At 60.3% G+C, this 23,739-nt stretch carries 24 protein-coding genes; 11 read left to right on the top strand and 13 right to left on the bottom strand.

Features of this window, described 5'->3' with window-relative positions; all coding sequences use genetic code 11:
* The first annotated feature begins 70 nt into the window (after positions 1-70).
* On the top strand, positions 71-391 hold the full coding sequence (locus K0U62_07730) for an Lsr2 family protein (protein ID MCH9801402.1): 321 nt from the start codon (positions 71-73) through the stop codon (positions 389-391).
* A gap of 9 nt (positions 392-400) precedes the next feature.
* Here the strand turns inward: K0U62_07730 and glgA are convergent, their stop codons facing one another.
* Positions 401-1,561, bottom strand: a complete 1,161-nt coding sequence (gene glgA / locus K0U62_07725) for a glycogen synthase (protein ID MCH9801401.1) — start codon at positions 1,559-1,561, stop codon at positions 401-403.
* Between the two features lie 9 nt (positions 1,562-1,570).
* On the bottom strand, positions 1,571-2,719 hold the full coding sequence (locus K0U62_07720; GenBank protein ID MCH9801400.1) for an LOG family protein: 1,149 nt from the start codon (positions 2,717-2,719) through the stop codon (positions 1,571-1,573).
* A 136-nt stretch (positions 2,720-2,855) separates the two neighbouring features.
* On the opposite strand from K0U62_07720, the gene glgC reads away from it, so the two are divergent.
* Genes glgC through cadA form a run of 3 tightly spaced genes read left to right on the top strand, consistent with a single transcriptional unit; the run spans position 2,856 to position 7,127 of the window.
* A complete protein-coding gene (gene glgC / locus K0U62_07715; protein MCH9801399.1) occupies positions 2,856-4,079 on the top strand; it encodes a glucose-1-phosphate adenylyltransferase in 1,224 nt (407 codons plus the stop codon).
* 9 nt (positions 4,080-4,088) lie between these two features.
* Positions 4,089-4,853 carry an SDR family oxidoreductase gene (locus K0U62_07710; protein MCH9801398.1) on the top strand — a complete coding sequence of 255 codons (765 nt, stop codon included), beginning with the start codon at positions 4,089-4,091 and terminating at the stop codon, positions 4,851-4,853.
* A 51-nt stretch (positions 4,854-4,904) separates the two neighbouring features.
* Positions 4,905-7,127: a cadmium-translocating P-type ATPase gene (gene cadA / locus K0U62_07705; GenBank protein MCH9801397.1), complete on the top strand. Its 2,223-nt coding sequence runs from the start codon at positions 4,905-4,907 to the stop codon at positions 7,125-7,127.
* Between the two features lie 10 nt (positions 7,128-7,137).
* On the opposite strand, the gene K0U62_07700 is transcribed toward cadA, so the two are convergent.
* The 7 genes from K0U62_07700 to K0U62_07670 form a co-directional block, all read right to left on the bottom strand.
* The gene (locus K0U62_07700; protein ID MCH9801396.1) at positions 7,138-7,944 is read right to left on the bottom strand and encodes an LppX_LprAFG lipoprotein; all 807 of its coding nucleotides are present in this window, start codon (positions 7,942-7,944) and stop codon (positions 7,138-7,140) included.
* A gap of 103 nt (positions 7,945-8,047) precedes the next feature.
* Entirely contained in the window at positions 8,048-8,332 is a 285-nt protein-coding gene (locus tag K0U62_07695) for a Dabb family protein (protein ID MCH9801395.1), read from the bottom strand.
* A gap of 44 nt (positions 8,333-8,376) precedes the next feature.
* Positions 8,377-9,324, bottom strand: coding sequence for an NUDIX hydrolase (locus K0U62_07690; GenBank protein MCH9801394.1), 948 nt, complete (start codon positions 9,322-9,324; stop codon positions 8,377-8,379).
* Positions 9,273-10,754 carry a CYTH and CHAD domain-containing protein gene (locus tag K0U62_07685; GenBank protein MCH9801393.1) on the bottom strand — a complete coding sequence of 494 codons (1,482 nt, stop codon included), beginning with the start codon at positions 10,752-10,754 and terminating at the stop codon, positions 9,273-9,275. Before K0U62_07685 ends, K0U62_07690 begins: the two co-directional genes overlap by 52 nt.
* A gap of 86 nt (positions 10,755-10,840) precedes the next feature.
* Entirely contained in the window at positions 10,841-12,955 is a 2,115-nt protein-coding gene (locus K0U62_07680) for an RNA degradosome polyphosphate kinase (GenBank protein MCH9801392.1), read from the bottom strand.
* Between the two features lie 71 nt (positions 12,956-13,026).
* Positions 13,027-13,896: a mycothiol synthase gene (gene mshD, locus K0U62_07675; protein MCH9801391.1), complete on the bottom strand. Its 870-nt coding sequence runs from the start codon at positions 13,894-13,896 to the stop codon at positions 13,027-13,029.
* Positions 13,897-13,899: 3 nt separating this feature from the next.
* A complete protein-coding gene (locus K0U62_07670) occupies positions 13,900-14,616 on the bottom strand; it encodes a response regulator transcription factor (protein MCH9801390.1) in 717 nt (238 codons plus the stop codon).
* 76 nt (positions 14,617-14,692) lie between these two features.
* On the opposite strand from K0U62_07670, the gene K0U62_07665 reads away from it, so the two are divergent.
* The gene (locus K0U62_07665) at positions 14,693-15,526 is read left to right on the top strand and encodes an alpha/beta hydrolase (GenBank protein ID MCH9801389.1); all 834 of its coding nucleotides are present in this window, start codon (positions 14,693-14,695) and stop codon (positions 15,524-15,526) included.
* On the opposite strand, the gene K0U62_07660 is transcribed toward K0U62_07665, so the two are convergent.
* Positions 15,441-17,657, bottom strand: a complete 2,217-nt coding sequence (locus K0U62_07660; protein MCH9801388.1) for an FUSC family protein — start codon at positions 17,655-17,657, stop codon at positions 15,441-15,443. The genes K0U62_07665 and K0U62_07660 overlap by 86 nt on opposite strands.
* Positions 17,658-17,825: 168 nt before the next feature.
* On the opposite strand from K0U62_07660, the gene K0U62_07655 reads away from it, so the two are divergent.
* Together K0U62_07655 and K0U62_07650 are read left to right on the top strand one after the other, a co-directional pair.
* Positions 17,826-18,326 (top strand): thioredoxin family protein, encoded by a 501-nt coding sequence (locus tag K0U62_07655; GenBank protein MCH9801387.1) that lies wholly within the window; start codon positions 17,826-17,828, stop codon positions 18,324-18,326.
* A gap of 18 nt (positions 18,327-18,344) precedes the next feature.
* Entirely contained in the window at positions 18,345-18,854 is a 510-nt protein-coding gene (locus tag K0U62_07650; GenBank protein MCH9801386.1) for a DUF4395 domain-containing protein, read from the top strand.
* Between the two features lie 12 nt (positions 18,855-18,866).
* Here K0U62_07650 and K0U62_07645 read toward each other — a convergent pair whose 3' ends face one another.
* Positions 18,867-19,229, bottom strand: a complete 363-nt coding sequence (locus tag K0U62_07645) for a DsrE family protein (protein ID MCH9801385.1) — start codon at positions 19,227-19,229, stop codon at positions 18,867-18,869.
* Between the two features lie 136 nt (positions 19,230-19,365).
* Between K0U62_07645 and K0U62_07640 the strand changes: the two genes are divergently transcribed.
* The 3 genes from K0U62_07640 to K0U62_07630 are packed head-to-tail and all read left to right on the top strand — an operon-like array spanning position 19,366 to position 21,402.
* A complete protein-coding gene (locus K0U62_07640; GenBank protein MCH9801384.1) occupies positions 19,366-19,890 on the top strand; it encodes an FABP family protein in 525 nt (174 codons plus the stop codon).
* On the top strand, positions 19,890-20,333 hold the full coding sequence (locus K0U62_07635; protein ID MCH9801383.1) for a transcriptional repressor: 444 nt from the start codon (positions 19,890-19,892) through the stop codon (positions 20,331-20,333). Before K0U62_07640 ends, K0U62_07635 begins: the two co-directional genes overlap by 1 nt.
* Positions 20,334-20,379: 46 nt before the next feature.
* Positions 20,380-21,402: a folate-binding protein gene (locus K0U62_07630; protein ID MCH9801382.1), complete on the top strand. Its 1,023-nt coding sequence runs from the start codon at positions 20,380-20,382 to the stop codon at positions 21,400-21,402.
* Positions 21,403-21,434: 32 nt separating this feature from the next.
* On the opposite strand, the gene K0U62_07625 is transcribed toward K0U62_07630, so the two are convergent.
* Entirely contained in the window at positions 21,435-22,718 is a 1,284-nt protein-coding gene (locus tag K0U62_07625; GenBank protein ID MCH9801381.1) for a hypothetical protein, read from the bottom strand.
* A 118-nt stretch (positions 22,719-22,836) separates the two neighbouring features.
* On the opposite strand from K0U62_07625, the gene K0U62_07620 reads away from it, so the two are divergent.
* On the top strand, positions 22,837-23,355 hold the full coding sequence (locus K0U62_07620) for an aerial mycelium formation protein (protein ID MCH9801380.1): 519 nt from the start codon (positions 22,837-22,839) through the stop codon (positions 23,353-23,355).
* Positions 23,356-23,472: 117 nt separating this feature from the next.
* On the opposite strand, the gene K0U62_07615 is transcribed toward K0U62_07620, so the two are convergent.
* A partial coding sequence (locus K0U62_07615) for a hypothetical protein (protein MCH9801379.1) occupies positions 23,473-23,739 on the bottom strand: 267 nt, incomplete at its 5' end.

The following is a 23,739-nucleotide window of genomic DNA, read 5'->3' as shown; positions in this document are numbered from 1 at the left end:
ATACATTCTTTTGCATCGACCCTAATTGGCTGCTTTACTCAAATGTCCGTTCCTGCGTTTTGGAGTATTTGTGGCCCGCCGAGTGGAAATAGTCCTAGAAGATGACCTTGACGGCAGTACCGCGGACGAGACGGTGATCTTCGGACTGGACGGGAAAGAGTACGAGATTGACCTGTCTGCAACTCATGTCAAGCAACTTCGGGAGGCGCTAGCACCATTTGTCAGTAGTGCTCGGCGCCGGCCGGGGAAGAGGCGCAGCAGCCAGACCGCTGGTAGTTCAGCAGGTGCAGTGCGTGCATGGGCTCGGGAGAATGGGGTACCAGTTAACGAACGAGGTCGGATTCCGGCCGAGGTCATGGGAAAGTACAACGCCTCGCTGGGAAATGCCTGATCGAGATAATCAGTTATCGAGAACCTGTCGATAAATATCCATAGTCTTTTGGGCTATTGCGTCCCAAGAGAATTTGGTGCGTGCTCGTTCTCGTCCGGATATTCCCATGCGAGTTCGGCGTTCCGGATCAGCGACCAATGCGTTTACTTGTGCCGCTAAATCCAACGCAAATTGATCGGGAGTTGTGGGGTCGTAATGAACGAGAACTCCACTGGCTGAGTCGACCACCTCTGGAATGCCGCCGACGTCACTAGCCACCACCGCAGTCTCACAAGCCATCGCCTCTAGATTCACGATTCCCTGTGGTTCGTAGATGGAAGGACAGGTGAAGACGGCAGCGTGGCTGTAGAACTGCAATAACTTCGGTCGAGGTAGCTGCTCTTCGATCCAGATCACTGATTCCGAGCCTCGAGTGCGTTGCAGTTCGGCAATGCTTTCGGCTACCTCGTTGCCCAGTTCGGGGGTGTCGGGCGAGGACGCGCAAACCACCAACTGGATTGCGGGATCGAAATTAGCGGCGGCTTGCAGCAGGTGCGGTAAGCCTTTCTGTCGAGTGATCCGGCCCACGAACAGCGCAAACGGGCGATCCGGGGAGACCGCGTGTTCCAGCAGCGCGCTGTTTTCACTCGTGGGTCGGTAGACCTCGGTATCGATGCCGTTGGGGATCACGTGTACCCGGTCGGGATCGATGAATGGATAGCAGTCGAGAACATCCGCCCGCATCCCGGCGCTGACCGCAACGATCGCGGCCGCCGAGCGGTACGCTTCCTGTTCGATCCACGACGAGATTCGGTAGCCCCCACCTAGTTGCTCTTCCTTCCAGGGTCGACGCGGCTCTAGCGAATGAGCGGTAACGAGGTGTGGAATGTCTTGGAGTAGTCCGATGAGGATTCCAGCACCGTTCGCGTACCAGGTGTGCGAATGGACAATGTCCAGATCACCTGCGGCCGCCGTCATCTCTAGATCAACCCCGAGAGTCTGCAGTGCGAAGTTCTGCTCATTCAGTTCCATGGGCGGTTTGAAGGCGTGCGCGTCTTGGCGTTCTGGTCCAAAGCAGGACACGTCGACTTCGCCGTAGCGAGATAGATGGAGCGCCAACTGCTGGACGTGTACTCCGGCGCCGCCGTATATCTCCGGTGTCCATTCCCGGGTCAGCAGACCGATCTTCATCTAGGAAGACTAGTAGTGGCTGACTTGCTTTGGCCTGCCGGCAGCACGGGAAGCGAGCTGGAAATCGTTGATGCGATCGATCAGGCGTCTGATGGCCGCGTAGTTTCGTTTGGTGTGTTCGAACCTGATCCGGGGCAAATCGAGATGATCGGTCTCCTCCGGCAAAGCACCACTTTGCCGGATCCGACCGTCTGCAACTAGGAAACTGAACTCCTTCTGCAGTTCCTGTAGTTGCCAGGGCCGCAACGGTTCACGCACCCGCAGCACGTATTCGTTGCCGACGTAACGAGCCGAGTGGTAGTTGGCATAGAAGCGCCGCACGTGTTCGACGGCATCCCGGGGACTGGCAGCGATGTAGGCGAGTTGCAGATCATCGGCATCCGCCAGACCCGCAGCAACAAGGCCTCGGCTCATGAAGTCTGCCCATAGTTGCCAGTAGTCGCTGTTCTCGCCGGCCACGAGCACTACGGGTGCGATAGGTGCTTTTCCGGTCTGCATCAGTGTCAGGGTCTCCAACAACTCGTCCTGAGTCCCCAAACCACCTGGGAAAGCAGCCACGGCATCACTATGGCTGAGGAAGATAAGTTTGCGGGTGAAGAAGTAGTTGAAGTGAATGAGTTTGGCGTCACCGGTGATGATGGTGTTGGCCGTGTTTTCAAAGGGCAGTCGTATCGCTAGGCCGAAGGATGCTGAACTGCCTGGACCCTCGTGGCCTGCCTTCATGATTCCATCCCCTGCCCCGGTGATTGCCAGCCAGCCGAGATTTGCCATTTCGCGCGAAAATGAGACGGCGGCGGCATAGTCGGGGTGATCGGCGGGAGTTCGGGCGGACCCAAAAATACTGATTTTCCGGGTTTGTGGGTAGCCAGCAAAGATTCGATAGGCATGCCGGATTTCCTTGAGTGATCGAGTCATAAGTTTGCGCTCGCCGACCCCGGTCTGGTCAGTGAGTGACTTCAGCGCAGTACGAATCAAATCAATCGCTAGTTGTCCCTCACGACTGTTTGGGTTAGTACCACAGGATTCGACCAACATCTCTAGGCGTGGCGTCATCGAAGGTGAATCCACTGCTCGTCGTGGCAATGGTCGCGAGTCAGATCTGGTGATCCCGGTGACAGGTTGCCGCCCCTGCGGCATATCAATTTCTGGTGTCGTCATATGTGCAGCGTCGCGTGCTCACATAAACGCCACTGGCCTAAAAAGTCAGCCGGTAGATGGTCAAGTAGTGAATTCTTGCTGCTGCGGGTTCGGCAGCGGACCGGCTTCCGCCCCGAGACGTGGCTAGGGTGATGACGTGAGCACTCGGGTATTGGGAATAGTCCTAGCGGGCGGTGAGGGCAAGCGGTTGATGCCGCTAACTGCAGACCGCGCCAAGCCAGCCGTACCGTTTGGCGGTAACTACCGGCTTGTGGACTTCGTATTGTCCAACTTCGTCAACGCTGGGATGCGGCGAATCTGCGTATTGACGCAATATAAGTCGCATTCGCTAGACCGTCACATCACTACGGCTTGGCGGATGTCCTCCTTGGTTGGCGACTATGTGACTCCGGTACCTGCCCAGCAGCGGCTGGGGCCGCGTTGGTACACCGGCAGCGCTGATGCCATCCTGCAGAGCCTGAACTTGGTCTATGACGAACAGCCCGAGTATGTGGTGGTCTTCGGCGCGGACCATGTGTACCGCATGGATCCACGACAGATGTTGCAGCAACACATTGACACCGGCGCTGGCGTGACCGTGGCCGGTATTCCGATGCCAAGGCGGGAAGCTCACCAGTTCGGTGTCATTGAGGCTGCGGAAGCAGGAACTCAGATCACTGCTTTCCTTGAGAAGCCCGCTGATCCGCCTGGGATACCTGGCAAGCCCGAACAGTCATACGTATCGATGGGGAACTACGTCTTCACCACCGAAGCACTCATCGATGCACTCAAGATCGACGCCGATGACGCCGACTCGGTCCACGATATGGGCGGGAATATCATTCCGATGCTCACCGCCGCTGGTAACGCGCATGTTTACGACTTCCATGAGAACTCGGTGCCCGGCGCGACTGACCGGGACCACGCCTACTGGCGAGACGTCGGGACACTCGATGCGTACCACGACGCTCATATGGACCTGGTGAGCGTGCATCCAGTTTTCAACCTCTACAACCGGAAGTGGCCCATTCTGAGTTCGCCACCGCCGTTGGCGCCAGCCAAGTTTGTCCAAGGCGGTACGGCTAACGAGTCCATCGTCGCGGCTGGCTCGCTGATTGCCGGGGCACACGTGCGCTCATCGGTGATCTCCCATGACGTCCAAATTCGCGAGGGTGCACTGGTAGAGGAAAGTGTGCTGTGCTCCGGGGTCCGGGTTGGCCCCAATGCAGTACTGCGACGGGTGATCCTAGATAAGAACGTGATCGTCCCAGAAGGTGCCGTCATCGGGGTTGATCTAGAGCGCGACCGAGAGTTGTACACCGTGAGCGACGGTGGGGTCGTAGTTCTTGGCAAAGGCGAACAGGTTCGCTCACTGCCCTAGGCTGCGGCTATGGCAGTTGTGCTGATTACTGGAGCATCCGGCGGGCTGGGGTTGGAACTACAGCGCGCGTTTGGCAGCGCTGGCGACGAAGTGATCGCCACCGATATCCAAAACACAGAGCAGCTATTGGATGTGCGCGACCCAGCAGCTTGTTACGCAGCGGCCAACCAATATCAACCGGATGTGTGGATCAACAACGCCGGCGTGCTCGGTGCAAGCTCCGCTGTGGAGCAGGACGATCAGCAGATAAGGCAGGTCGTCGACGTTAACCTGCTCGGTTGCGTCAATGGCACCCGCGCGGCACTAAGAATCATGCGTCCCCGGCGCTCCGGTCGAATTATTAACATTGGCTCACTGGCCTCCTGGGTTCCGGTGCCAGGGGAGGCGCTCTACGGAGCGACCAAGGCGGCAGTACTGTCCTACAGCTTGGCGCTAATGGGTGAACTGCGCGCGGCGGGTGAAACTGACGTTGGCATAAGTGTGGTGTGCCCAGACGGGATGCTGACGCCGATGCTGACGCAGATCATCGATGATCCGCACGCCGCGCTGTCGTATAGCGCCCCACATCTGGCGGAGCCGGCCCAGGTTGCAGATCGAATAGTGCAGCTAGTGCGGCGGCCAAGGCGGGTAGTGAGCGTGCCTCGCTGGCGAGGGGCGATGGTGCGTGCCTTTGCTGGGATCCCGGATTATCTGCTGTTCGCATCTAAGTACTTCGAGGCCATGGGGCGACGCCATCAAGAGCGAACGCGGCGGCAGTTGCAGTCCAAGAACTGACTTCGGGGCGCTGCTGGGCATAGCGTGGGCAGTAGTGGCGTTGGAGCAGATATGACAAACACACTCGATCTCGATGTGGGGGGCATGAGTTGTGCCTCGTGTGCCAGTCGCATCCAGAAAAAAATCAACGAGATCCCCGGAGCCGCTGGGACGGTGAACTTTGCCACGCATTCCGCGCGAGTGGATCTTGATCCCGACTCTTGTAGTCCGGATGACGTGATCGGGGTGATTGACGGGCTGGGCTACCAGGCGAAAGTCCATGTCGATGAATTCGCACCTAGCGACGCTGAGCATGCGGAACATTCCGGACATGAGGAAGCCCAGATGTCCACCATGGCAGGCCATGAACATCACATGAGTTCGGCTGCAGATCTGCGCCGGCGGCTGATACTGGCGACTCCACTCACGGTCGTGGTCGCCGTATTGGGTATGACTCCGGGCCTCCATACCCAGAGTTGGGCCGCGTGGGTTGCAGTAGTGATCTCTGCACCAGTGGTGTGGTGGAGCGGCTGGCCCATCCATAGTTCTAATGTTCGTGGGCTGCGGCATCGCTCGGTGGGTATGGACACCCTGGTATCGCTGGGAGCGGGTGTGGCGTGGTTCTGGTCGCTGTATCAGGCCATCGTCGGTGGTTCGGAGGTCTATGCCGAGGTCTCGGCGGTAGTGATCACCTTCGTTTTACTCGGTCGATGGTTGGAAGCCCGCGCTACGGATACTTCCGTTGACGCAGTTGCGGCGTTGTCCCGCCTCCAGGTTGATCGAGTTACGCTTATCGATAACGCGGGGGTTGAGCAAGAGGTGCCGTTGTCCCAGTTACGCGTAGGCCAGCACTTTGTAGTTCGACCAGGGGAGCGGGTCGCCACCGATGGGCAAGTGACATCTGGCAACACTGCGCTGGACCTCAGTTTGGTGACCGGGGAATCCCTCCCAGTCGAGGTTTCCCCTGGCTCAGATATCGTTGGCGGCTCGGTCAACGGATCGGGACGAGTAGTCGCGGTGGCCACCGCAGTGGGATCTGACACGGTATTGGCCCGCATCGCAGCGTTGGTGAAACAAGCCCAAGCGAATAAGGCACCCGTAGAACGGTTAGTGGATCGGATTGCGGGCATCTTTGTACCGGTAGTGCTGCTGCTATCGCTGCTCACGCTGGTCGGCTGGCTATTTGTAGGAACCTACGGCACCGCCTTCGCGGTGGGGGCGGCAGTGGCGGTGTTAGTTATCGCTTGTCCCTGCGCCTTGGGTTTGGCAACGCCCACAGCACTCGTAGCCGGTACGGGGCGTGGCGCCCAGTTAGGAATCCTTATTCGGGGTCCACAGGTGTTGGAGGCTGCGCAGGCAGTGCGGTCAGTGGTTTTGGACAAGACCGGGACCGTGACCACGGGTTCGCTGCAGGTCACCGAAGTGGCCGGCGGTACTGCCGAGCAGCGGCTGGCAGTAGCAGCGGTCGAGTCCTACTCGGAACATCCGATCGCGCGAGCGGTGACTGCCGCGCTGCGGGGAGATGCAACGCTGCCAGTAGTGAACGATTTTCAAGCTCGACCCGGTATTGGTGCCGAGGGTCGGGTCGATGGGAGCAGGATCGAAGTAGGCAAAGTCCACGATGATCGGACGTTGTCGATGGAACTGAACGCGGTAGTAACGAACGCTACCGAGCGAGGCAATACCCCAGTGGTTGCCAGTTTCGACGGTGAGGCAGTCATGGTGATCGAGTTAGGGGATTCGATTAAGTCGTCTAGTCAGGCGGCCATCAGCAGACTCGTGGGGCAAGGATTGACTCCGATTCTGCTCACGGGTGATCGAACCAGCACTGCTACCGCCGTGGCCGAGCAGGTAGGTATCCAGCAGGTCATCGCCGATGTGGCACCGGCGGACAAGGTAGCTGAGATTCAGCGACTACAGCAGGGCGGCACCAGTGTTGCCATGGTGGGGGATGGCATCAATGATGCCGCAGCACTAGCCCAGGCAAATCTCGGGGTGGCGATGGGCACCGGAACCGATGCGGCCCGCGAAGCGGCGGACATTACTGTCGTTAATTCTGACCTGGAGTCAGTGGCCGACGCGATCGAACTGGCGCGACGGACGTGGCGCACCATCAAGCAGAACCTGGGCTGGGCTTTCGCCTATAACCTGGCGGCGATCCCGCTAGCTATGACAGGTCGACTTTCCCCGATGATCGCCAGCGCCGCGATGGCGCTGTCCAGCGTGCTGGTAGTTACCAACTCATTGCGGCTACGACATTTCGGTTCACGGCGATCCAGCGCCGCCACCCAGTAGTAGCAACCAGTTAGGGAGTCGGGACCAGCCCACCCAGGTCATCCAGATCAAGAATTTCGTCCTTGGCCGGCGGCTTCACGTTCACCTCGACACCAAAGTTGGAGAACTCAATGACTGAGGTCACACCTGCAGTAGCACCCTCGCTGGTCTTGCCGCTAATCTCTTGAGCCAGTTTCACGATGCGATCCTGATCATCGATCCACAAGTCGATCACCGCCTTGGAATCAAGGTCCTGCAGGGCGCCTTCGGCTCCGGCGAGTTGATCAGGGTCGAGGCCAAGACTTTGCAGGGCCTTCGCCAACTTTAGGGTGCCGCGATAATGCGTGGCGGTGGTGCCATCGATGGTCTCCTGGCCGACTTCCTCCACGTCAGCGATCTTGCGCAAGATGTCCAACTGGTCGGATGCCACTCCCAAGCCGACACCGCTGCCGGTGGGGGCTTCGATCCAGCTGTCGCCGAGGAGCGGAACTTGGGCGTAGGCATTCCCGTCGACAAGTCGGATTTGCACCTCAGTGCCCGTGCCGAATAGGTCGGATGCCAAGGTGCCTTGGAAGTTCCCCGACTTGAAGTCGATGGCACCAGAAAGGGATAGCGACGTGTCAGTCCCAACGCCTACTGCTTCAACGTCACCGGAGACCCGAGCAGTTTCGGCGGCTTCGGTGGCGGCGGCCGCTTGTTTGACAGTCGCCTCGTAGTTGCCGGTGCTGGCCGTTGTTTCAATCGGCGCTGGTTCGGGTGCCTCAGCGGAAGTGCAGCCCACGAGCAGCAGTCCGCCTGCAAGGACTGTGCCAACGACTAGGGCGGATTGACGATTCATGGTTCCTCCTCGGTCCCCCTGCGAGGCCCCATTTTCGACCTGCAAGTCTCCAGTCTACGACGCGCTGGCGTAACGGCAGGTTCCGCAGCCGGATCGTGATGCGCTACAGATCGTCGGTATCGACGACCGCTCGGTCGGTGATCCGATCCGCCAGCCACTCCGCCACCTCGACATGTACCGGATGGGACGCGTAGGACTTCAGTGCAGCCCGATCCTCGTGTTCGGTAATCAGGATGACGTCGAAGGCATGGGGGCCGCGGTTGTGGTCTATTCCGGCTCGGATGGCGGTAAGCCCGGGAATCCGACCGTCCATACCGCGTAGCCGTTCGACCGCCGCAGCAGCGTCATCAGATTTGGCGAAACGAAACATCACGACGTGAGTAGTCATTGCGGCAGTCTACGGCGATGTTGCCTACCCGCTGGCAGCAGTGGTCAGAGCACGTGCCGCTCGACGGCAGTCAATCGCCAGCCCTTCTTTTTCATCTCGCGGTGAACCACCAGCATCCCGCCAGCAGGAAGTGGCTCCAGTACCAGCCGCTGTTGCTTCTCATTGAGAAGTGGCAGCAGTGGCTCGATCATCAATGGCAGTACCGGCCGGTGGGAGCAGATCACGGTGGAACGCTTGCTAGCGAGGAGTGCCGAGATTTCCGCTAGTGCCCGATCAGGCCGGCGGGCTGCTGACTCTTCACTGAACGCAGGCTCGGTGACGATCTTGCGATGGGACTGCTTGGCCAGCGGAGTCACTGTTCTGGTGCAGCGCACCGCAGGTGAAGAAACGATCCGATCGCAACCGAAGGCGGCAAGGAGCGTGGCCAGCGTTTTGGCTTGGGTACGACCCCGACCGGATAGTGGCCGACGTCGATCCTTGCCAGAAAAGTTGCGACGCTTTTCCGCCAGCGCGTGTCTAAGAATTACCAGCGGCGAAGTGATTGGCAGCGTGAGCGCTCGATCGAGAAACTCGGCATCACGGTCGTAGGTAAGCATCTTTCGGGCGCGACCGGGCGACACCCAAGCGATCTCGTCCACCTCATTGTCGGGTACGAACCCGTTGTCGACACCAGCGGATGCGCGCCAGTAATCAACGATCTTGTCCCCACCCGGTATTTGGTACTCCTGCCGTCCGAGTGGCGCATGCAGAATCGGTACTACCCCGGTTTCCTCGTCACATTCCCGGACGGCCGCTGCCACCGCGTGTTCAGAACTGTCCAACTTGCCTTTGGGTAGTGACCAGTCGCGGTGTCGAGGCCGATGGACAAGCAGCACCTTGGTGGACTTCTTCCCCTCGTTTAGCAGTACTACGCCCGCGGCATGGACCGCGCGACTGCCCATTACTGGCTGCCCAACGTCGTCTTGTTCTTCGTCTTGACCACGCGTGGCCATAGCCGGCGGAATCGATTGCGCAGTCTCATTTCGTGCTCCACCTCGAGGCGGAAGAGCAGCCCGAGTGCAAAGCCCGCCTGACCATTAACTTGGTCGGCGGCAGCCATTTCTACCAGCGTCTTTTGAGCGACATGTGCGTCTTGATGATCACCGAGTAGTTCGGTGACTTCGGCGAGTGCCTTCGTCAGTGGCCGGACGCCCTTGCCGAAGACTGGCTGTACTACTTCGGTGGCATACCGCGCGCGTTTGGCCATGATGCGGGACTCATGCCAAGGCTCGGCTGGTCCATCGACATGGAGTTGCGCCACGTCGTCGGCCAGTCGCTGCCAGGCCTTGTCCACAAGTTTCGGCAGGACCTCCTGGCAAGAGCGAGCTGCCTTTGCGGTCAGCCGGGGTCGTTCGACTGCATCGATGAGCTCAAGTAGTAGATCCTGATACCGCTCGGAACGCAGCGCCGCCAGCGCCTCTGCTCTGGCGCCTACTATCTTGGTGCCGAGGACTTCGTGGACGGCAGCACGGGCCAACTCGGCCTCATCAGGCTGCAACTCCTCGATCCGCTCATCGAGACGATCAATCATCACCTCCGTGTCGCGCACTCCGCCCAGTTCTCGGGCGATCCAGCCCAACTCGCGGCGTAGGTGCTTCGACCAATCCTTGTCCACGAGCGAACCAAAGGCCTGCAAGCCACTGCGTAGCCGCCGGGCTGCGACGCGCATCTGGTGTACCGAGTCAGGTAGGTCGCGACGGACACGGACATCTTGTAGCAGGAACCGACGAGTGTGCCGGGCCAAGTGCGCGATCAATGCTGCGGCGGCCGGATCGTTGGGATGGACCGGTCTCGGGTCTGGGATATCCGGCGGGTCGCTAGCCCGCGGTCCCACTGCTGATGCCGCCTTAGACATCGTCCCTGGGATTGCTTCCGCGGCGAGCATGGCGTTGCACACGGATGTGATGAGAGCACCGGAACCCCACTCCGGGCTGAGCGCCTCAACTTCGATCTCACGGAAGCGGGCGGCGATCTGCTTGCCGTCCATGATTGAGACCACGTCATCCACGACCTCAAGAGCCGGAGTTCCTGCTTCGTCCAGCAAGATTTGTGGGGACCTCACGGTGCGCAGGGTGGCGAGCGGTACCAGCGGCTGATCGCGGACCAGTGCAGTCACGAGATCGCTGATCGCAGCTGGGACGTGACCCGGTTCGCCGGCCGAAAGCGGCAGTTGCAACTCGTCTCGAGCACCTTCCTCGCCCGTGACCGGCAGTTTGAGGTGCCAGCCTTCATCGGGCCCACCCTCACGCCGACGCAACGTGATTTTCCAACGAAACAAGGTGAGATCTGCAGTGTCGTAGTAGACCGCAGTCATATCCCGATCTGGCTCAGCAGCGACACCGCCCACGCCGGGGATTGCCGCAAGATCGGGTAGCTGGAACATTGCGTGCACCCGAAACTTTCGCTCCAGCTCTCTGTGGGTGTGAGGAATCTCGTTCATTGACCAGCCCGGCTCGTGGTTATCCGAGCCTACGCGTCCCGCTTCGTATTCTGTTGCTCAATGAGGTACTGCTGCAGGTCGAGGAGCGGATCGCCCTCGGCGTCCCGGCTGCTACGAGACCAGGATCCGTCCGAGTTGAGATCCCACGCGGAGGTGCCCTCGTCCATCGCTAGGTCGAATACGTCGCTGATCTCGGCCACGTGCTTGTCTGATTCCAGTCGCACGAGGGTTTCCACCCGCCGGTCTAGGTTGCGGTGCATGAGGTCGGCAGAGCCGATCCAGGTCTCAGTATCGCCGCCGTTGCGGAACTCGTAGGCCCGGGAGTGCTCCAGGAATCTTCCGAGAATGCTGCGTACCCGGAAATTTCCTTCAGTTCCGGGGATTCCCGGTCGAGCTGCACAGATCCCGCGAACCCAAAGGCTGACCGGAACACCGACCTGGGCGGCACGGTACAGCGCATCGATGATGCGTTCGTCCACGATGGAGTTGCATTTGAATCGAATCCGAGCGGGCCGACCAGCCTCGTGATGGGCTACCTCGCGCTCGATTCGATCGAGTAGTCCGGTTCGGATAGAGCGAGGCGCCACTAGCAGTCGGTCGTAACTGGTGTTCATCGAGTAGCCGGAAAGCACATTGAACAACCGGCTGATGTCCTCACCGACGACCGGATCAGTGGTGAGCAGCCCGTAGTCCTCATACAGCCGCGCGGTCTTGGAGTGATAGTTGCCGGTGCCGAGGTGACAGTACCGTCGCAAAGTGCCGCCGTCGTCGCGCACCACCATGCTGAGTTTGCAGTGGGTCTTGAGGCCGACCAGCCCGTACACAACGTGTACTCCCGCCCGCTCAAGTTTGCGTCCCCATTTGATGTTCGCCTGTTCATCGAAGCGCGCCTTAATTTCCACGAGGGCGAGAACCTGTTTGCCAGCTTCGGCAGCATCGACCAGTGCATCGATTATCGGTGAATCGCCGCTGGTGCGATAGAGAGTTTGTTTGATTGCTAGCACTTTGGGATCGGCAGCGGCCTGTTCGAGGAAGCGCTGTACCGAGGTGGAGAAGGAATCGTAGGGATGGTGCAGCAGCACTTCCTTCTCTCGCATCGCCTCCAGCACGTCCGGGGGTGCGGCGGATTCGACTTTGCTCAGTTCCTGAGAAGTCTTGGGCACATGAGGTGCTTCCTTCAGGTCGCCACGGTCCAGGCCGACGAGGCGCCATAGACACGTAAGGTCCAGGGGACCCGGTAACCGCACGACCTCCTCTTCCGAGATACCCAACTCGCTGACTAGGAGATCTTGGACGTGTTCATCGATCGACTCCTCGACCTCTAGTCGAACGGGTGGACCGAATCGGCGGCGCATCAATTCCCGCTCAAGCGCTTTGAGGAGGTTCTCGGCGTCGTCCTCTTCCACTTCAAGATCCTCATTGCGGGTAACTCGGAAGGTGTGGTGCTGCAGTACCTCCATGCCAGGAAAGAGTTGGTCGAGATGCTCCGCCATCACATCTTCCAGTGGGATGAAGCGCTGTGGGCCGACGGACACCAATCGCGGCAACAGTGGCGGAACCTTGACCCGGGCAAACAGTTCGTTGCCAGTTTCAGGATTTCGTACTACAACAGCGAGGTTGAGGGACAGACCGGAGATGTAGGGGAATGGGTGCGAGGGGTCTACCGCTAACGGAGTGAGCACTGGGAAGACCCGTTTGCGGAAGAACTCGTGGAGCTCGTCGCGCTCCGGCTCGGTGAGATCGTCCCAATGCAGCAGGTCAATGCTCTCGGTTTCCAACGCGGGAAGGACGTCGGTGCGGAAGCAGGCGGCCTGTCGCTCCATCTGACTCCGGGACTGCACTCGGATGGCTTCCAGAACCTCATTAGGCAGTAGCCCGCTCGCCGCCTTGACCGCAATGCCAGTAGCAATCCGTCGCTTCAAGCCGGCTACCCGGACCATAAAGAACTCGTCCAAGTTGGACGCAAAGATGGCCAGAAACTTGGCGCGCTCCAGTAGCGGCAGACTCTCGTCCTCAGCTAGTTCGAGGACTCGATCATTGAATTCCAGCCAGGACAACTCCCGGTCTAGGAAGCGATCGGCAGGTAGCTCAGGTAGGGAACTTTCTGCCGTCACTTCGGAGGCTGTTTCGGTGGGAGTGCTCATGTCCGCGATATTGCCACAGCGCTACCTATGTTGCGCTAGAAGTCGCAAGTTATTGGCTGAACGCGAGTCGACTACCAGCTGAATTGTCGATCGGTATCGATGTGTGCAAAGCCAGCACGCAGGTACAGGTCAATCGCAGACTGGTTTGCGCCGTCAACAAACAGGTGAACCGCGCGTGCCCCCTGCTGGTGAAGGTAATCCAGACCTGTGGTGAGTAGCGAGTCAGCAAGGCCTGAACCGCGATGTGATGCTGCTACTCCGAGTACATACACCTCACCAGCAGGGGGTTGCGGTTGCTGGCGCTCAAGTTTGGTCCAGTGGAAGCCCACGAGCTCGCCGGAACGCTCGGCGAGAATGAGTCCGGCAGGATCAAACCAGGGTGCGTCCAGACGGAGCTGTAGTTCGGCTGGACCCCAACTTCCCTGATCTGGCAAGTCAACGAAGATCTCGCGGTTGAGAGCTAGCAGCATCTCGCTATCCCGATTCGCGTTGAAGGTTCGGAACTGGACATCGGTCGGTGGCTTACTTGCCGCTGTTGTGCTGAGTTCTCGCTGCATGAGCCACAACTCGCGCTCCTGATGCAGCTGCAGCGCAACAGCAGCCTGCCTGCCAGCAGCCAGATCGCCATGCGTCCACAGCACGCCAGTGCTGAGCCCTTGGGTGATAGTTGCCAGCAGCTCCGTCGCTGGCTCGGGCTGGCGGGGATCTGCCGTGAGCTCCAGCTGCCGTGGTGTGCTCCCAGGCAACATCCCGGCGTAGGCTCGGCCGGCCGGTGCGCACCATAGCCAGGTGTAAGAGGGGTCGTCGCTGGCCAATGCGAGTCGGAGTTCCTCCCCCAGCGGCCGCCTGGCGGTGTATCGCTGCTCGACTGAAAATACCGTGGCAAGCTCTTGTGGCGGCCGCGAGCCAGCGGTTTGCTGCAAGATGCTGACGGCGGCCATGGCCTAGGTGGTGGTTTGGGGTTCCGGGGTGGGCGGGGCTGCGTCGGCCACGAATCGGTAGCCGACATTGCGCACCGTCCCGATGAGTGCTTCATACTCCAAACCGAGTTTTGCGCGCAGTCGGCGGACGTGGACATCGACGGTACGAGTGCCGCCGTAGTAGTCGTAGCCCCATACCTCTTGCAGCAGTTGAGCCCGGGTGAAGACCCGGCCGGAGTTGCTAGCCAGGTAGCGCAGCAACTCGAACTCTTTGAAGGTCAAATCCAGTTGTTCGCCTGCGAGTGTCGCGGTGTACGCAGATTCGTCTATCACCAACGCACCTTGGTGGATTTGGTCGGCGGGAGTCTCTTGTTCCCCTGATTCATCAGTAGCGGAGCGAGAAGCCGCCACCCGCAACCGGGCCTCAATTTCGGCCGGGCTAGCGGTAGCAAGAAGGAAATCGTCCACACCCCAGTCCGCCTGGATCGCTGCTAGCCCGCCTTCAGTAATGACAATCAGCAGCGGTGCTGCTACTCCGGTGTTTCGGATGAACCGAGTCAGCGATCGCGCCTGTGGCAGGGATTCTCGGCCATCGACCAGGATCGCGTCATGAGCGGGTGCATCAATCAGCATGGAGCTTTCGGCGGGCAGTACCCGCAGCGTGTGGGGGAGTAATTCGATAGCGGGTAGCACGCTAGCGGCGGGGCCGGGCTGCGAGGTGAGCAACAAAATCCTCATCAGCAGACCTCCGGGAACTCTGATGAGAGAATAGCCGACCGTGGAGCATACTGGCCGATCCCAGCCGACTCATCGTCGGCTGCTGACCAGCGACGGGCAACGAATCGCGGCTCAGTTGCTGCCTGCTGCAGTAAGTCCAGCCAGCGCAACCGACACCGTAATCGTGGTCGCGCACGGCTTTTCCGGGCACATTGCCACGGAGCAAAATCGTCGGGTGATGCGACGGCTGTCTCGCCGACTACCTGTTGTGGGTCTGGATATGCGGGGTCATGGTCGCAGTAGCGGTGAATGCACCTTGGGGAGCCAGGAAGTACATGATGTAGCGGCCGCCGTCGGTTGGGCCCGGACCTTGGGATTCCGGCGCGTCGTGGTGATCGGATTCTCCATGGGGGCTGCAGTTGCGGTGCGGTATGCAGGATTGTTTGGCGGCTGTGCGGGGGTAGTGGCAGTTAGCGGCCCGGCCTATTGGAACTATCGCGGAACAGCCGTCATGCGTTGGCTGCATTTTGGGGTGGAGCATCCGGTAGGCCGGACTTACGTTCGACGAGTAATGCGTACCCGCGTTGCGCCACCGCCCTGGTCAAAACCGTGGCCGATGTCACCGACGGAGGCTGCCATGCTCATCCCGCCAACGCCGTTCCTGGTAGTTCACGGGCGCGATGATCTGTTCTTTCCGGAGGAACACCCTCGTGGACTCATCCGGGCTGCTCGGAATGGCGCAGAACAGCGAGATGTCGTGGGATATCAGCCGGAGTTATGGCTAGAAGATTTTGGTCACGCCGAAGCTAGCATCCCCGATGAGTTACTGGATCGGATCGCGGACTGGGCTAGTTCACTGACTGTGAGAGCGAATCCTCCAACTCCGCGGCAGAGCGGTCGACGGCCATCATCAGATCAGACGTCCACACCATGATCGCCGGTGAAGCGTCGGCAATTGCATCGTTATGCTCCGTATTATTACCGAGCCACGTGGTCAATGAATCGCGGAAATCGTTGAGCTTCGCCCCAGCAATGTTTCTAGGCTCCTGCTGATCCACCTCCTGGGGTCCTTCCGGCGACGACACGGCTACGCTGATCACTCGCATGCGATCGCGAAGGGCTCGTGCTTCAGCCAGTAGCGGTACCACCAGCACTTCCGGGATCCGGCCACCGGTTTCGGGACGGTAGTGCGCGATGAGGTTAGAGCAAGAAGTAATCAGGTCCCCGGAAATGATGGTTATTCGGGCGGTGCCGAGTACCGACTCCCATTGCTGCAACTCGACCGGATCCGGGGGATGCTGAGACAGCACCAGCTCCAGCGAGTCTCGTGCTCGTAACAGCTGGGTGGTTGCCTGCTTTCGGCCCGCGTCCAGCATCTGCTCATCGACTGCGCCACCGGCCGCGCGATCCAGTGACAGCACCATGTGATCCGTTGCTGCAGACAATGCGTCTCCGCATCGCGGCGCCAGCACTTGCGTCAAGCCCCGAGGCCACATCACCAAACTGATGACTACTCCGATCGCCAGCCCTAGCGCAACGTCTTCTAATCGGATTTCAGCGGTCTCAACATCGACCGGAAACAGCAAAGAAAACAGCACGATGACGGCGACCGTGAAGGCCGCCTGTCCGATACCCAGGGAAAAGGTCGACGGGGTAAAGGCGGCGAGAAAGAGCCCGATGGGCAAAAGGATCGCCCACGCGGTGGGATTGTCCCCGATGAGCAGGATGAGGCCTGCGCTGATGGCAGCGCCCACAGCCGTACCCCACAACGCTTGCCAAGCGGTGCGGCCAGTACCCGAAGCGTCGAAACGAAGCGCCACCAAGGTTCCGAGCACGACCCAGAACGAGTGTTCCGGCTTCAACATATTGGCAACCCCGACACTCAACGCCAGCGCGACCGCCGTGCGCAGCGCTAGCCGAAGCCAGGGTGAATCGAAGGAAAGCTGCATGCCTATCCGCTCCCACCACCGCTGCTGTTGCTGCTCGGCCATCTGCCTCAAGATCGGATCCTGGACCCTTGCCTCGCCAGCCATGCCGGCGAGTTCGGCGTGAACGGAAATGAATCGTAACGGCGAGCATTCGTCCAGATGATCGCGTAGCGCTGCTGGATCCAGGTGGGTACGGCGTTGGGCGAACCAACTGTTCACCTGCCGCAGATGTTCGACGCGACTCTCGTACATGGCTGCCGCATCAATCCCGGTAGTAGTTCCGTATTGCAGCTTGTCCGCAAGGTGGTCTAGTTGTTGCGCGGTGACGTTGGCAAGTTGTGTATTCGCAGCCGTCAGCAGCGGCTCCTGCTCCGCAGGCGGTGGTACGCGCAGCGCAGCGTCCTCATGAGACTGAATTTGATCTGCACAATGGACCCGTACGCCCAGATCGGGATCGGGGGAAGCGAGGCCGGAGGGCCGTTGCAGATTCCCATCCAGCAATGCATGAATCTGGCTCAGGTCTTGGGTTGCTTGCTCGCCTGCGGATACGGCCGCGGCGACAGCGGCGTCCCCCGACCATCTTTCTCGCAGCATGGTGGCGAAATTGCGGTAGACGCCAGCCAGCCGCTCGGTGATTTCGACGTACGGATGAGCCGGTAGCAGGACTACTGCTGCCGCCGTGGCGATCAGGCCACCGATCGTCCAGGCCAGCAAAATCTGCGGGGTTTGCTGCGGCTCCGCGCTAGTTAACGCCAGCACGGCTGCGAGGAGCACCACGTTTTGTGCGGCAGCCAAGTAGCCGCGCAACATTGCGAACATGCTGATGAATAAGGCAACGACGGCCATGGCCATCATCGCCGGCCACAGTGTCCGGGCCAGTAGACTGCACAGCGCCACCACCACCCCGCCGACGACCGTAGCTGTGAGATAGGCAGCCGCCCGCAGTTTCCACTTACCGGCAAAGTTGCCGAAGAGCAGTAGTGCCAGACAGGCAAAAACACCAAATAATGCGGTCTCCGTAGTGGCCGGAATATTGACCAGCACCAGAATGGAAACGGGTACGGCGACTGCGACTCGGATGGCGCGACGCAACGCAATCAGGTTCGGGTCCCGCCGTCGCAGGTCCGTCAGCAGCATGACTGCACCCTAGTCAACGCAAGATTGTCTTTGCAGCAGTTTTGGATTCCACCAGTTTTCGGGGACAATTGGGAGGACCGTCTAGGTGTTCGCGAGGATTTTCACCAACGTGTCCGCCGGGACGTCCGCCAAGGTCGCTGGTGCGTGCCACGTCGTCGGGAGGCAGAAATGAACTCCATCTGGGTGCTCGTTCTCGTGCTTGCTGCCGCCGTCGCGTTCGGAGTCTGGCGTCGCTATAGCGACGGTCGAATGCGCGATACCGTTCCCAAGGCTGTTCCTGCGGGCGCGTCAAAAGTCTCGGTAGACACCGCGGGAGTTCGTTCCCACGGTGGGGAGCGGCTGGAGTTGTCGAGTTTGGGGCTGCAGCCGGGCGACAAAGCAACACTGGTGCAGTTTTCCTCGGCTTTCTGTCAGCCCTGCAAGTCGGCAAGGCTGCTGTTGTCCCTGATCGCAGATGAAAATCCGCAGGTGCGTTTTGTGGACATTGACGCCGAGCAGCACATGGATTTGGTGCGCAAGTTTGATGTGCGTCGCACCCCTACGATCTTCGTATTGGATAGTTCGGGAACGATCCGCAAGCGTGCAGTTGGGTTGCCCCGTCGGGTGGACGTGGTGGCCGCGTTGGCAACGCTGGAAGCTACCGATGAACGTCAGCTACCAGCGGACTGAAGAGGAAGAGTAAAAGAAATGACAGATGACCTGAGCGGCGACGTGCAGCAAGAGGCAACTCAAGCCGCAAAGTCCGCGACGATCGATCCTCGTGGCCCCCGGTTTGGTGCGGGAATCACGACTCTGGTGCTAGCTGGTGCGCTGCTCGCGATCCCCAGCGATGACTCGAGTTCAGTCACACTAGCGGCGGTATTGCTGGGATTTCAGGCGCTAGTTTTCGGCGCAGCCACTTTTGTCGGCATGCGGGCACAGTTATACGGCCTGATTTACCGTGCGCTGGTCGCCCCGCGTCTTGCCCCGCCAACTGAGCGAGAAGACCCGGCACCGCCGAGGTTTGCGCAACTAGTTGGCTTCATCTTCGTGGTGGTCGGGTTGATCGGGCTAGCGGTCGGTTCGCTGGGTTTGGCGCAGATCGCAACGGGTCTAGCTCTGGCAGCATCGTTCCTCAACGCCGTTTTCGGGTTCTGCCTTGGGTGTGAGATTTACCTGCTGCTGCGGCGACTGCGTGGCGGTGCCGCAGCAGCGTAGCTGGGGCACGAACTAGTAGACCAAGGCCTGCACCTCAGGCCTGGTGACTGCGGCGACAAAGGTAGTTGCGCCAGCGATAGTGATGCCCGGCAGCAGGTCCTCCTCGGCCAAAGCACGGCGGGCGGCGCATTGTTGGCAGACCGTCACAGATCCCGTGGCCAGCACCTCGGCGATCAATTCGGGCAACGGGGCTGAGTGCGGCAGTCGGAACTCTTCGGCTCGGCCAGGTACCGCTAACCAGCTCGCTTCACCGGTAAGCCACAGCGAAATATCGACTCCGGAGACAGCAGCGGCGGCAGCCACAGTGAAGGCTTGGGCGCATCGTTCCGGGTCGTCTGAGCCGGCGGTTGCTTTCACAACGAGGGATCTGGTCACAGCACGACCTTAGCGCCGCAGGTATTCTCTTTCCGTGGAGCTTTTCTTTGAGGGCCTGTTGGTCCTGGCAACAATCGCGATCGTGTGGTTCTCGATCTACGTGATCGTAGAACTGTTCAAGGGTCAGAGCTAGGTTATGGACCTGCCAGAACAGGTATTGCCGCTGTCCTGGCTCATTGGCCGGTGGGTAGGCGTGGGAACTGGTCAGTACCCGACCGTTTCTGACTTCCGCTTCGGGCAAGAAGTGCAGTTCAGTTGTGATGGGCGGCCATTCCTCACCTACTGGTCGCGATCCTGGGAACTCGACGATGAGGGTGAGCGAATCCGAGTTACCGCCACCGAGTCGGGTTTTCTGCGGCCGCAGCCTGATCAGGGGGTGGAAATGTTGTTGACTCACCCCACTGGCTACTCCGAGATTTGGGAAGGTCAGATCCAGGTCACTGCGATGGATCAGCAGCAAATCCTTGGCGCCAAGATGGAACTACGCACCGACGTAGTGGCGCGCGCTCCTAGCGCTAAGCCTTACACCGCTGGACACCGGCTCTACGGCTTGGTCGAGGGGGACTTGTTGTGGACCTTCGATATGGCGGCGATGGATTTACCGCTGCAAAATCACCTGGCGGCTAGGTTGCAGTCCGCGCCTTCCGATTCGCCGGGCTAATGCCAGAGTCCGACTGGGCAGCCGCGCTGCGGGCACAAGGGCATCGCGTGACCGCGCAGCGATTGGCAATCCTGCGGGCGGTTGCCGAAGAGCGCCACCCGACTGCCGAGTCCATCTACGAGGAGTTGCGCGACAGCGACCCGCCACTCAATCTGTCCACGGTCTACCGGAACCTGTCCTTGCTGCAGCAAGCGGGGTTGATCACACACGCGCACATCGACGCGGGAGCCCCGGTATATCACCTCGCGGAGGAGCCCAGTCACATTCACTTGTCCTGCTTGGAGTGTGGTGCGGTCACCAGCGTCGAACCGGATACCGCTGCTGCTTTTGCACGACGGATCGCGACCGATACCGGTTTCGTGATCGAGCCCGGTCATTCGGCGGTCTACGGTCGGTGCGCTGACTGTTCTCAACCAAAACAGTTGGGTGATTCCCCAGGCTGACCTGGCCGTTCTTGCTGCTCGACCCGCTGCACCGGATACTGGCCACATGTCGCAACCAGTACCGCCCACACCGGAGGTCTTTGACCAGGGCATTCCCTGGCATTACGGCGAGCCGATGCGCGAACAGCGCTGGCTGCAGGCTGGGGAGGCATTCGCTGACCTCTCCAACCGCGGCGTTGTCTCGGTGTCGGGGCCGGATCGATTGTCGTGGCTCAACGATCTAACGACGGCATTGCTCTTGGACTTAGCCCCAGGCGACTCCCGTACGGCGTTGATCTTGGATCCCAACGGCCGGGTGGAGCACGAACTACACCTCGTCGATGATGGAGAAACCTGCTGGATCATTGTGGCTCCGGGGGCTGCTGAATCGGTTGTGCACTATCTGCGTTCCATGCAATTCATGCTGCGAGTGGAGGTCCTAGACCGAAGCGATGAGGTGGCGGTGGTGGGATCGCTCGCCGGGCCCACCCCGGCCGCGGCGCTGGTCAGCTGGCACGCTGCCGCAGAGTTCGCTGGTACCGGAACTACACCAGCGGGCGCCGATCGTGGCGGTGAAGCGGGAAAATACGTGCCAGCCCGGCCAGACAACTTCCCGGCGGTGGAAGCGATCGTTTTGCGCGAGGAACTGGCATCGACCTTGGCAGCTCGTCCGCACCGTGCCGGATCGTGGGCTTGGGAGGCGCTGCGTGTGGCGGCGGCCGTCCCGCGCGTGGGTATCGACACCGACGAGCGTTCACTGCCGCACGAACTTGGTTGGATCGGCCCGGCTGTGCACCTAGCGAAGGGTTGCTACCGGGGTCAAGAGGCGGTTGCGCGGACCCATAACATGGGGCGGCCGCCCCGGCGGTTGGTGCTCTTGCACTTGGATGGCTCGGCCGAGGCTTTGCCCCAGCCTGGTGATGACGTCCAGCTAGCTGATGCTCGGGTGGGTCGAGTGGGCACCGTGGTGGTTCACCACGAACTCGGTCCGATTGCGCTGGCAGTAGTGAAGAGTCGGACAGATCCGACCGAAGCCTTTCAGGTGAGCGGAGTCGCTGCCGGGCAGCAGCCGGTCGTTGTCGTTACCTAGAAACCGATATTCGGATATTCGGTAGGAGTTCGCTAGCCGCCCGTTCGCGGGCCACTCGGGGGTGGTGGGGTCTTTTTTTCGGGCTTCGACTCCTCCTGCCCCAACGAGTGGAGTTCACTGAGCAGGTCGGGTCGCATCGCCGGAGTACCCGCTTGGCTGGTGGTTAAGCGTTGTTGCTGCGTAGGTGCTGGCGCAGTTGCAGGCGCGGCCTTCGGAGTTGACGCGGGTGAGTCGGCGGCGGGCTGGGCAAGTCCAGCCAGCATCGAGGCAACTCCTTGCCGGTCGATCGTTTCGTCGGCGATCCGATGCAGCGGCGCCTCCTCATGCTCCGGGATATCTGCCCCTTCCGGTAGTCCAGGGGCGAGTTCCGCAGCCATTTGATGGAGTTCGGCGGGTGCCTCGAGCGCTCCGGGTGCTGCTGAGCTGGCACCAGTGGTTTTGGTCGGCGACTCGGGGATGTGTGCGGGTTGGTACGGAGCACTTACCAGTTCTTCGTTGACGGGTTCATCCGATGGCGCCGCTGGTATCTCGGCGGGTGGTGGCAAATCCAGCAGCGGGCTTGCGCTGGTCGGTGGTGGCGCCGCAGTTGCCGAATCGGCAAAAGGTGGCGGCAGCATCTCGTCGGGTGCCGGCGAGGCGATTGCTCGTGGATCCAACAGATAGACGGCTTTGCTGGCTAATAGTTGGTGTAGCAATGACACAGTTTCGTCAAGAGTTAACCCCAGTTGATCAGCAAGTTGGCCGGGGCGACGATGGCCATCGCAGACGTTCACGAAAGATTGTTCGATGCCTGGCGTAAGGGTTACTCCTGGCTGAGTAGCAACCGCCAGGTCGGCGATGTCGGCAGGGATCTGGTGCAGGCCGGAGCGTGCGCCAGCGATGACATCGCGCAGATCTACGAGTAGCGGTGAAATTCGGCGCGCTTCGCCAGTTCGGAAACTGGTCTCCCGTATCCCGGCCTCTTCGATCTGCGCTAACTGCTCGGACATGGTGGCGGCCAAAAAGTCGCGCAGAAATGCTTCCGGCGCTGCCTGTTCAGTCAGAATGATGTCCATCAGCCGGGTCCCTGGGGTCTCTCGAGCTGCTGTAAGCGCCTTGTCCACGGACTGCTGGGTCATGACGTTAAATGCCACTAGTCGCTGTGCGAGCAGCGGGCGGCGAGCCGGCGCAGAAACTCCAGTGACTTGCCCGTCTCGGAACCACAACCAGTTGTGATCCCCGGTGGGGCTCACAATGATGAGTTGACCGGTGGCCTCTTGTACGGCCAAATCTAGGGCGTGGTCCAGCCAGGGTTGCCGTTGCGACTGCGGGCCCATGGCTGTCTCTACACCACTTTTCCAGTTCCGAGTAAACGAGAACTCACGGTTGCCAGTTGAGTAGTTGGCCTCCTACCTGCACAATGGAGGAAACCTTTAGTTGGCGCAAGGGGTTGTCATGATTCTAGTTATGCCCGGTGGGCGGCGACAGATCGATCAAGTACTCGATCCAAAGTTCACAGCGGCGTTGGATGGTTTGTCGCTTGACGAAGTGCGGGAGCGACGAAGTCAGGCGATGCAGGAAGAGTCGGATCTTTCGTATCTGCGACGGATGCTGCAGGGGCGATTGGAGATCCTGCGTAGTCGAGGGGATGAGTCGCCCGTCTCAGACGAAGAGTTGGTGGCCCAACTCGTAGCGGCGCTTTCTAATAGTTCCATGAGCGGAAATTCCATTCCGCAGCATGGGTTTGTGGAACCGAGTCGCATGGGGGAGCGGCGGCGCTATGTTGAGCGGCTTATCAGTGACGTGGCCATTTCGGATGCAACAGATATGGGTCCGGACATGCTCGATGACGTTCTGGCGCGGCTGACTGACTACGAACGGCAGGTGTCCGAGGCCAGGCGGCACCTTCACTCGGTGATCGACGTCTTGACTGTCGAGTTGGCTGCTCGCTATCAGAACGCCGGACCGGCGTAGCTGCGCAGGAGCAGCAAGGACTGTTGACCCCCGGATTTGGGTTTCGAGAGATCCTGTCTCACAATGGCTAGGTCTGCGGGTGGGGTTCAGTCGTGGACCTAGGGGAAGTTACTTACATCAGGGAGAAATCGTGACTGCTACTGCGTCAACGAGCAAGGCAAGTGGAACAAAGTCCGCTTCGAAGAAGACTGCAACCGCCAAGCGCACCACCAGCGCCAAGGCCGCTCCGAAGAAGCCCGCCGCCAAGCGCACCACCAGCGCCAAGGCTGCCCCGAAGAAGCCCGCCGCCAAGCGCACCACCAGCGCCAAGGCCGCTCCGAAGAAGCCCGCCGCCAAGCGCACCACCAGCGCCAAGGCTGCCCCGAAGAAGCCCGCCGCCAAGCG

The organism is Actinomycetes bacterium (assembly GCA_022599915.1).
Taxonomy (GTDB): domain Bacteria; phylum Actinomycetota; class Actinomycetes; order S36-B12.
This window is presented reverse-complemented; position numbering and strand designations above follow the sequence as displayed.

What these genes read in the sequence shown, in the direction of transcription:
- glgA (MCH9801401.1), bottom strand. Translation starts at nt 1,561, where the DNA reads ATGAAGATCGGTCTGCTGACCCGGGAATGGACACCGGAGATATACGGC.
- K0U62_07720 (MCH9801400.1), bottom strand. Translation starts at nt 2,719, where the DNA reads ATGACGACACCAGAAATTGATATGCCGCAGGGGCGGCAACCTGTCACC.
- K0U62_07710 (MCH9801398.1), top strand. Translation starts at nt 4,089, where the DNA reads ATGGCAGTTGTGCTGATTACTGGAGCATCCGGCGGGCTGGGGTTGGAA.
- cadA (MCH9801397.1), top strand. Translation starts at nt 4,905, where the DNA reads ATGACAAACACACTCGATCTCGATGTGGGGGGCATGAGTTGTGCCTCG.
- K0U62_07700 (MCH9801396.1), bottom strand. Translation starts at nt 7,944, where the DNA reads ATGAATCGTCAATCCGCCCTAGTCGTTGGCACAGTCCTTGCAGGCGGA.
- K0U62_07695 (MCH9801395.1), bottom strand. Translation starts at nt 8,332, where the DNA reads ATGACTACTCACGTCGTGATGTTTCGTTTCGCCAAATCTGATGACGCT.
- K0U62_07690 (MCH9801394.1), bottom strand. Translation starts at nt 9,324, where the DNA reads ATGGCCACGCGTGGTCAAGACGAAGAACAAGACGACGTTGGGCAGCCA.
- K0U62_07685 (MCH9801393.1), bottom strand. Translation starts at nt 10,754, where the DNA reads ATGTTCCAGCTACCCGATCTTGCGGCAATCCCCGGCGTGGGCGGTGTC.
- K0U62_07680 (MCH9801392.1), bottom strand. Translation starts at nt 12,955, where the DNA reads ATGAGCACTCCCACCGAAACAGCCTCCGAAGTGACGGCAGAAAGTTCC.
- mshD (MCH9801391.1), bottom strand. Translation starts at nt 13,896, where the DNA reads ATGGCCGCCGTCAGCATCTTGCAGCAAACCGCTGGCTCGCGGCCGCCA.
- K0U62_07660 (MCH9801388.1), bottom strand. Translation starts at nt 17,657, where the DNA reads ATGCTGCTGACGGACCTGCGACGGCGGGACCCGAACCTGATTGCGTTG.
- K0U62_07655 (MCH9801387.1), top strand. Translation starts at nt 17,826, where the DNA reads ATGAACTCCATCTGGGTGCTCGTTCTCGTGCTTGCTGCCGCCGTCGCG.
- K0U62_07650 (MCH9801386.1), top strand. Translation starts at nt 18,345, where the DNA reads ATGACAGATGACCTGAGCGGCGACGTGCAGCAAGAGGCAACTCAAGCC.
- K0U62_07640 (MCH9801384.1), top strand. Translation starts at nt 19,366, where the DNA reads ATGGACCTGCCAGAACAGGTATTGCCGCTGTCCTGGCTCATTGGCCGG.
- K0U62_07635 (MCH9801383.1), top strand. Translation starts at nt 19,890, where the DNA reads ATGCCAGAGTCCGACTGGGCAGCCGCGCTGCGGGCACAAGGGCATCGC.
- K0U62_07630 (MCH9801382.1), top strand. Translation starts at nt 20,380, where the DNA reads ATGTCGCAACCAGTACCGCCCACACCGGAGGTCTTTGACCAGGGCATT.
- K0U62_07625 (MCH9801381.1), bottom strand. Translation starts at nt 22,718, where the DNA reads ATGGGCCCGCAGTCGCAACGGCAACCCTGGCTGGACCACGCCCTAGAT.
- K0U62_07620 (MCH9801380.1), top strand. Translation starts at nt 22,837, where the DNA reads ATGATTCTAGTTATGCCCGGTGGGCGGCGACAGATCGATCAAGTACTC.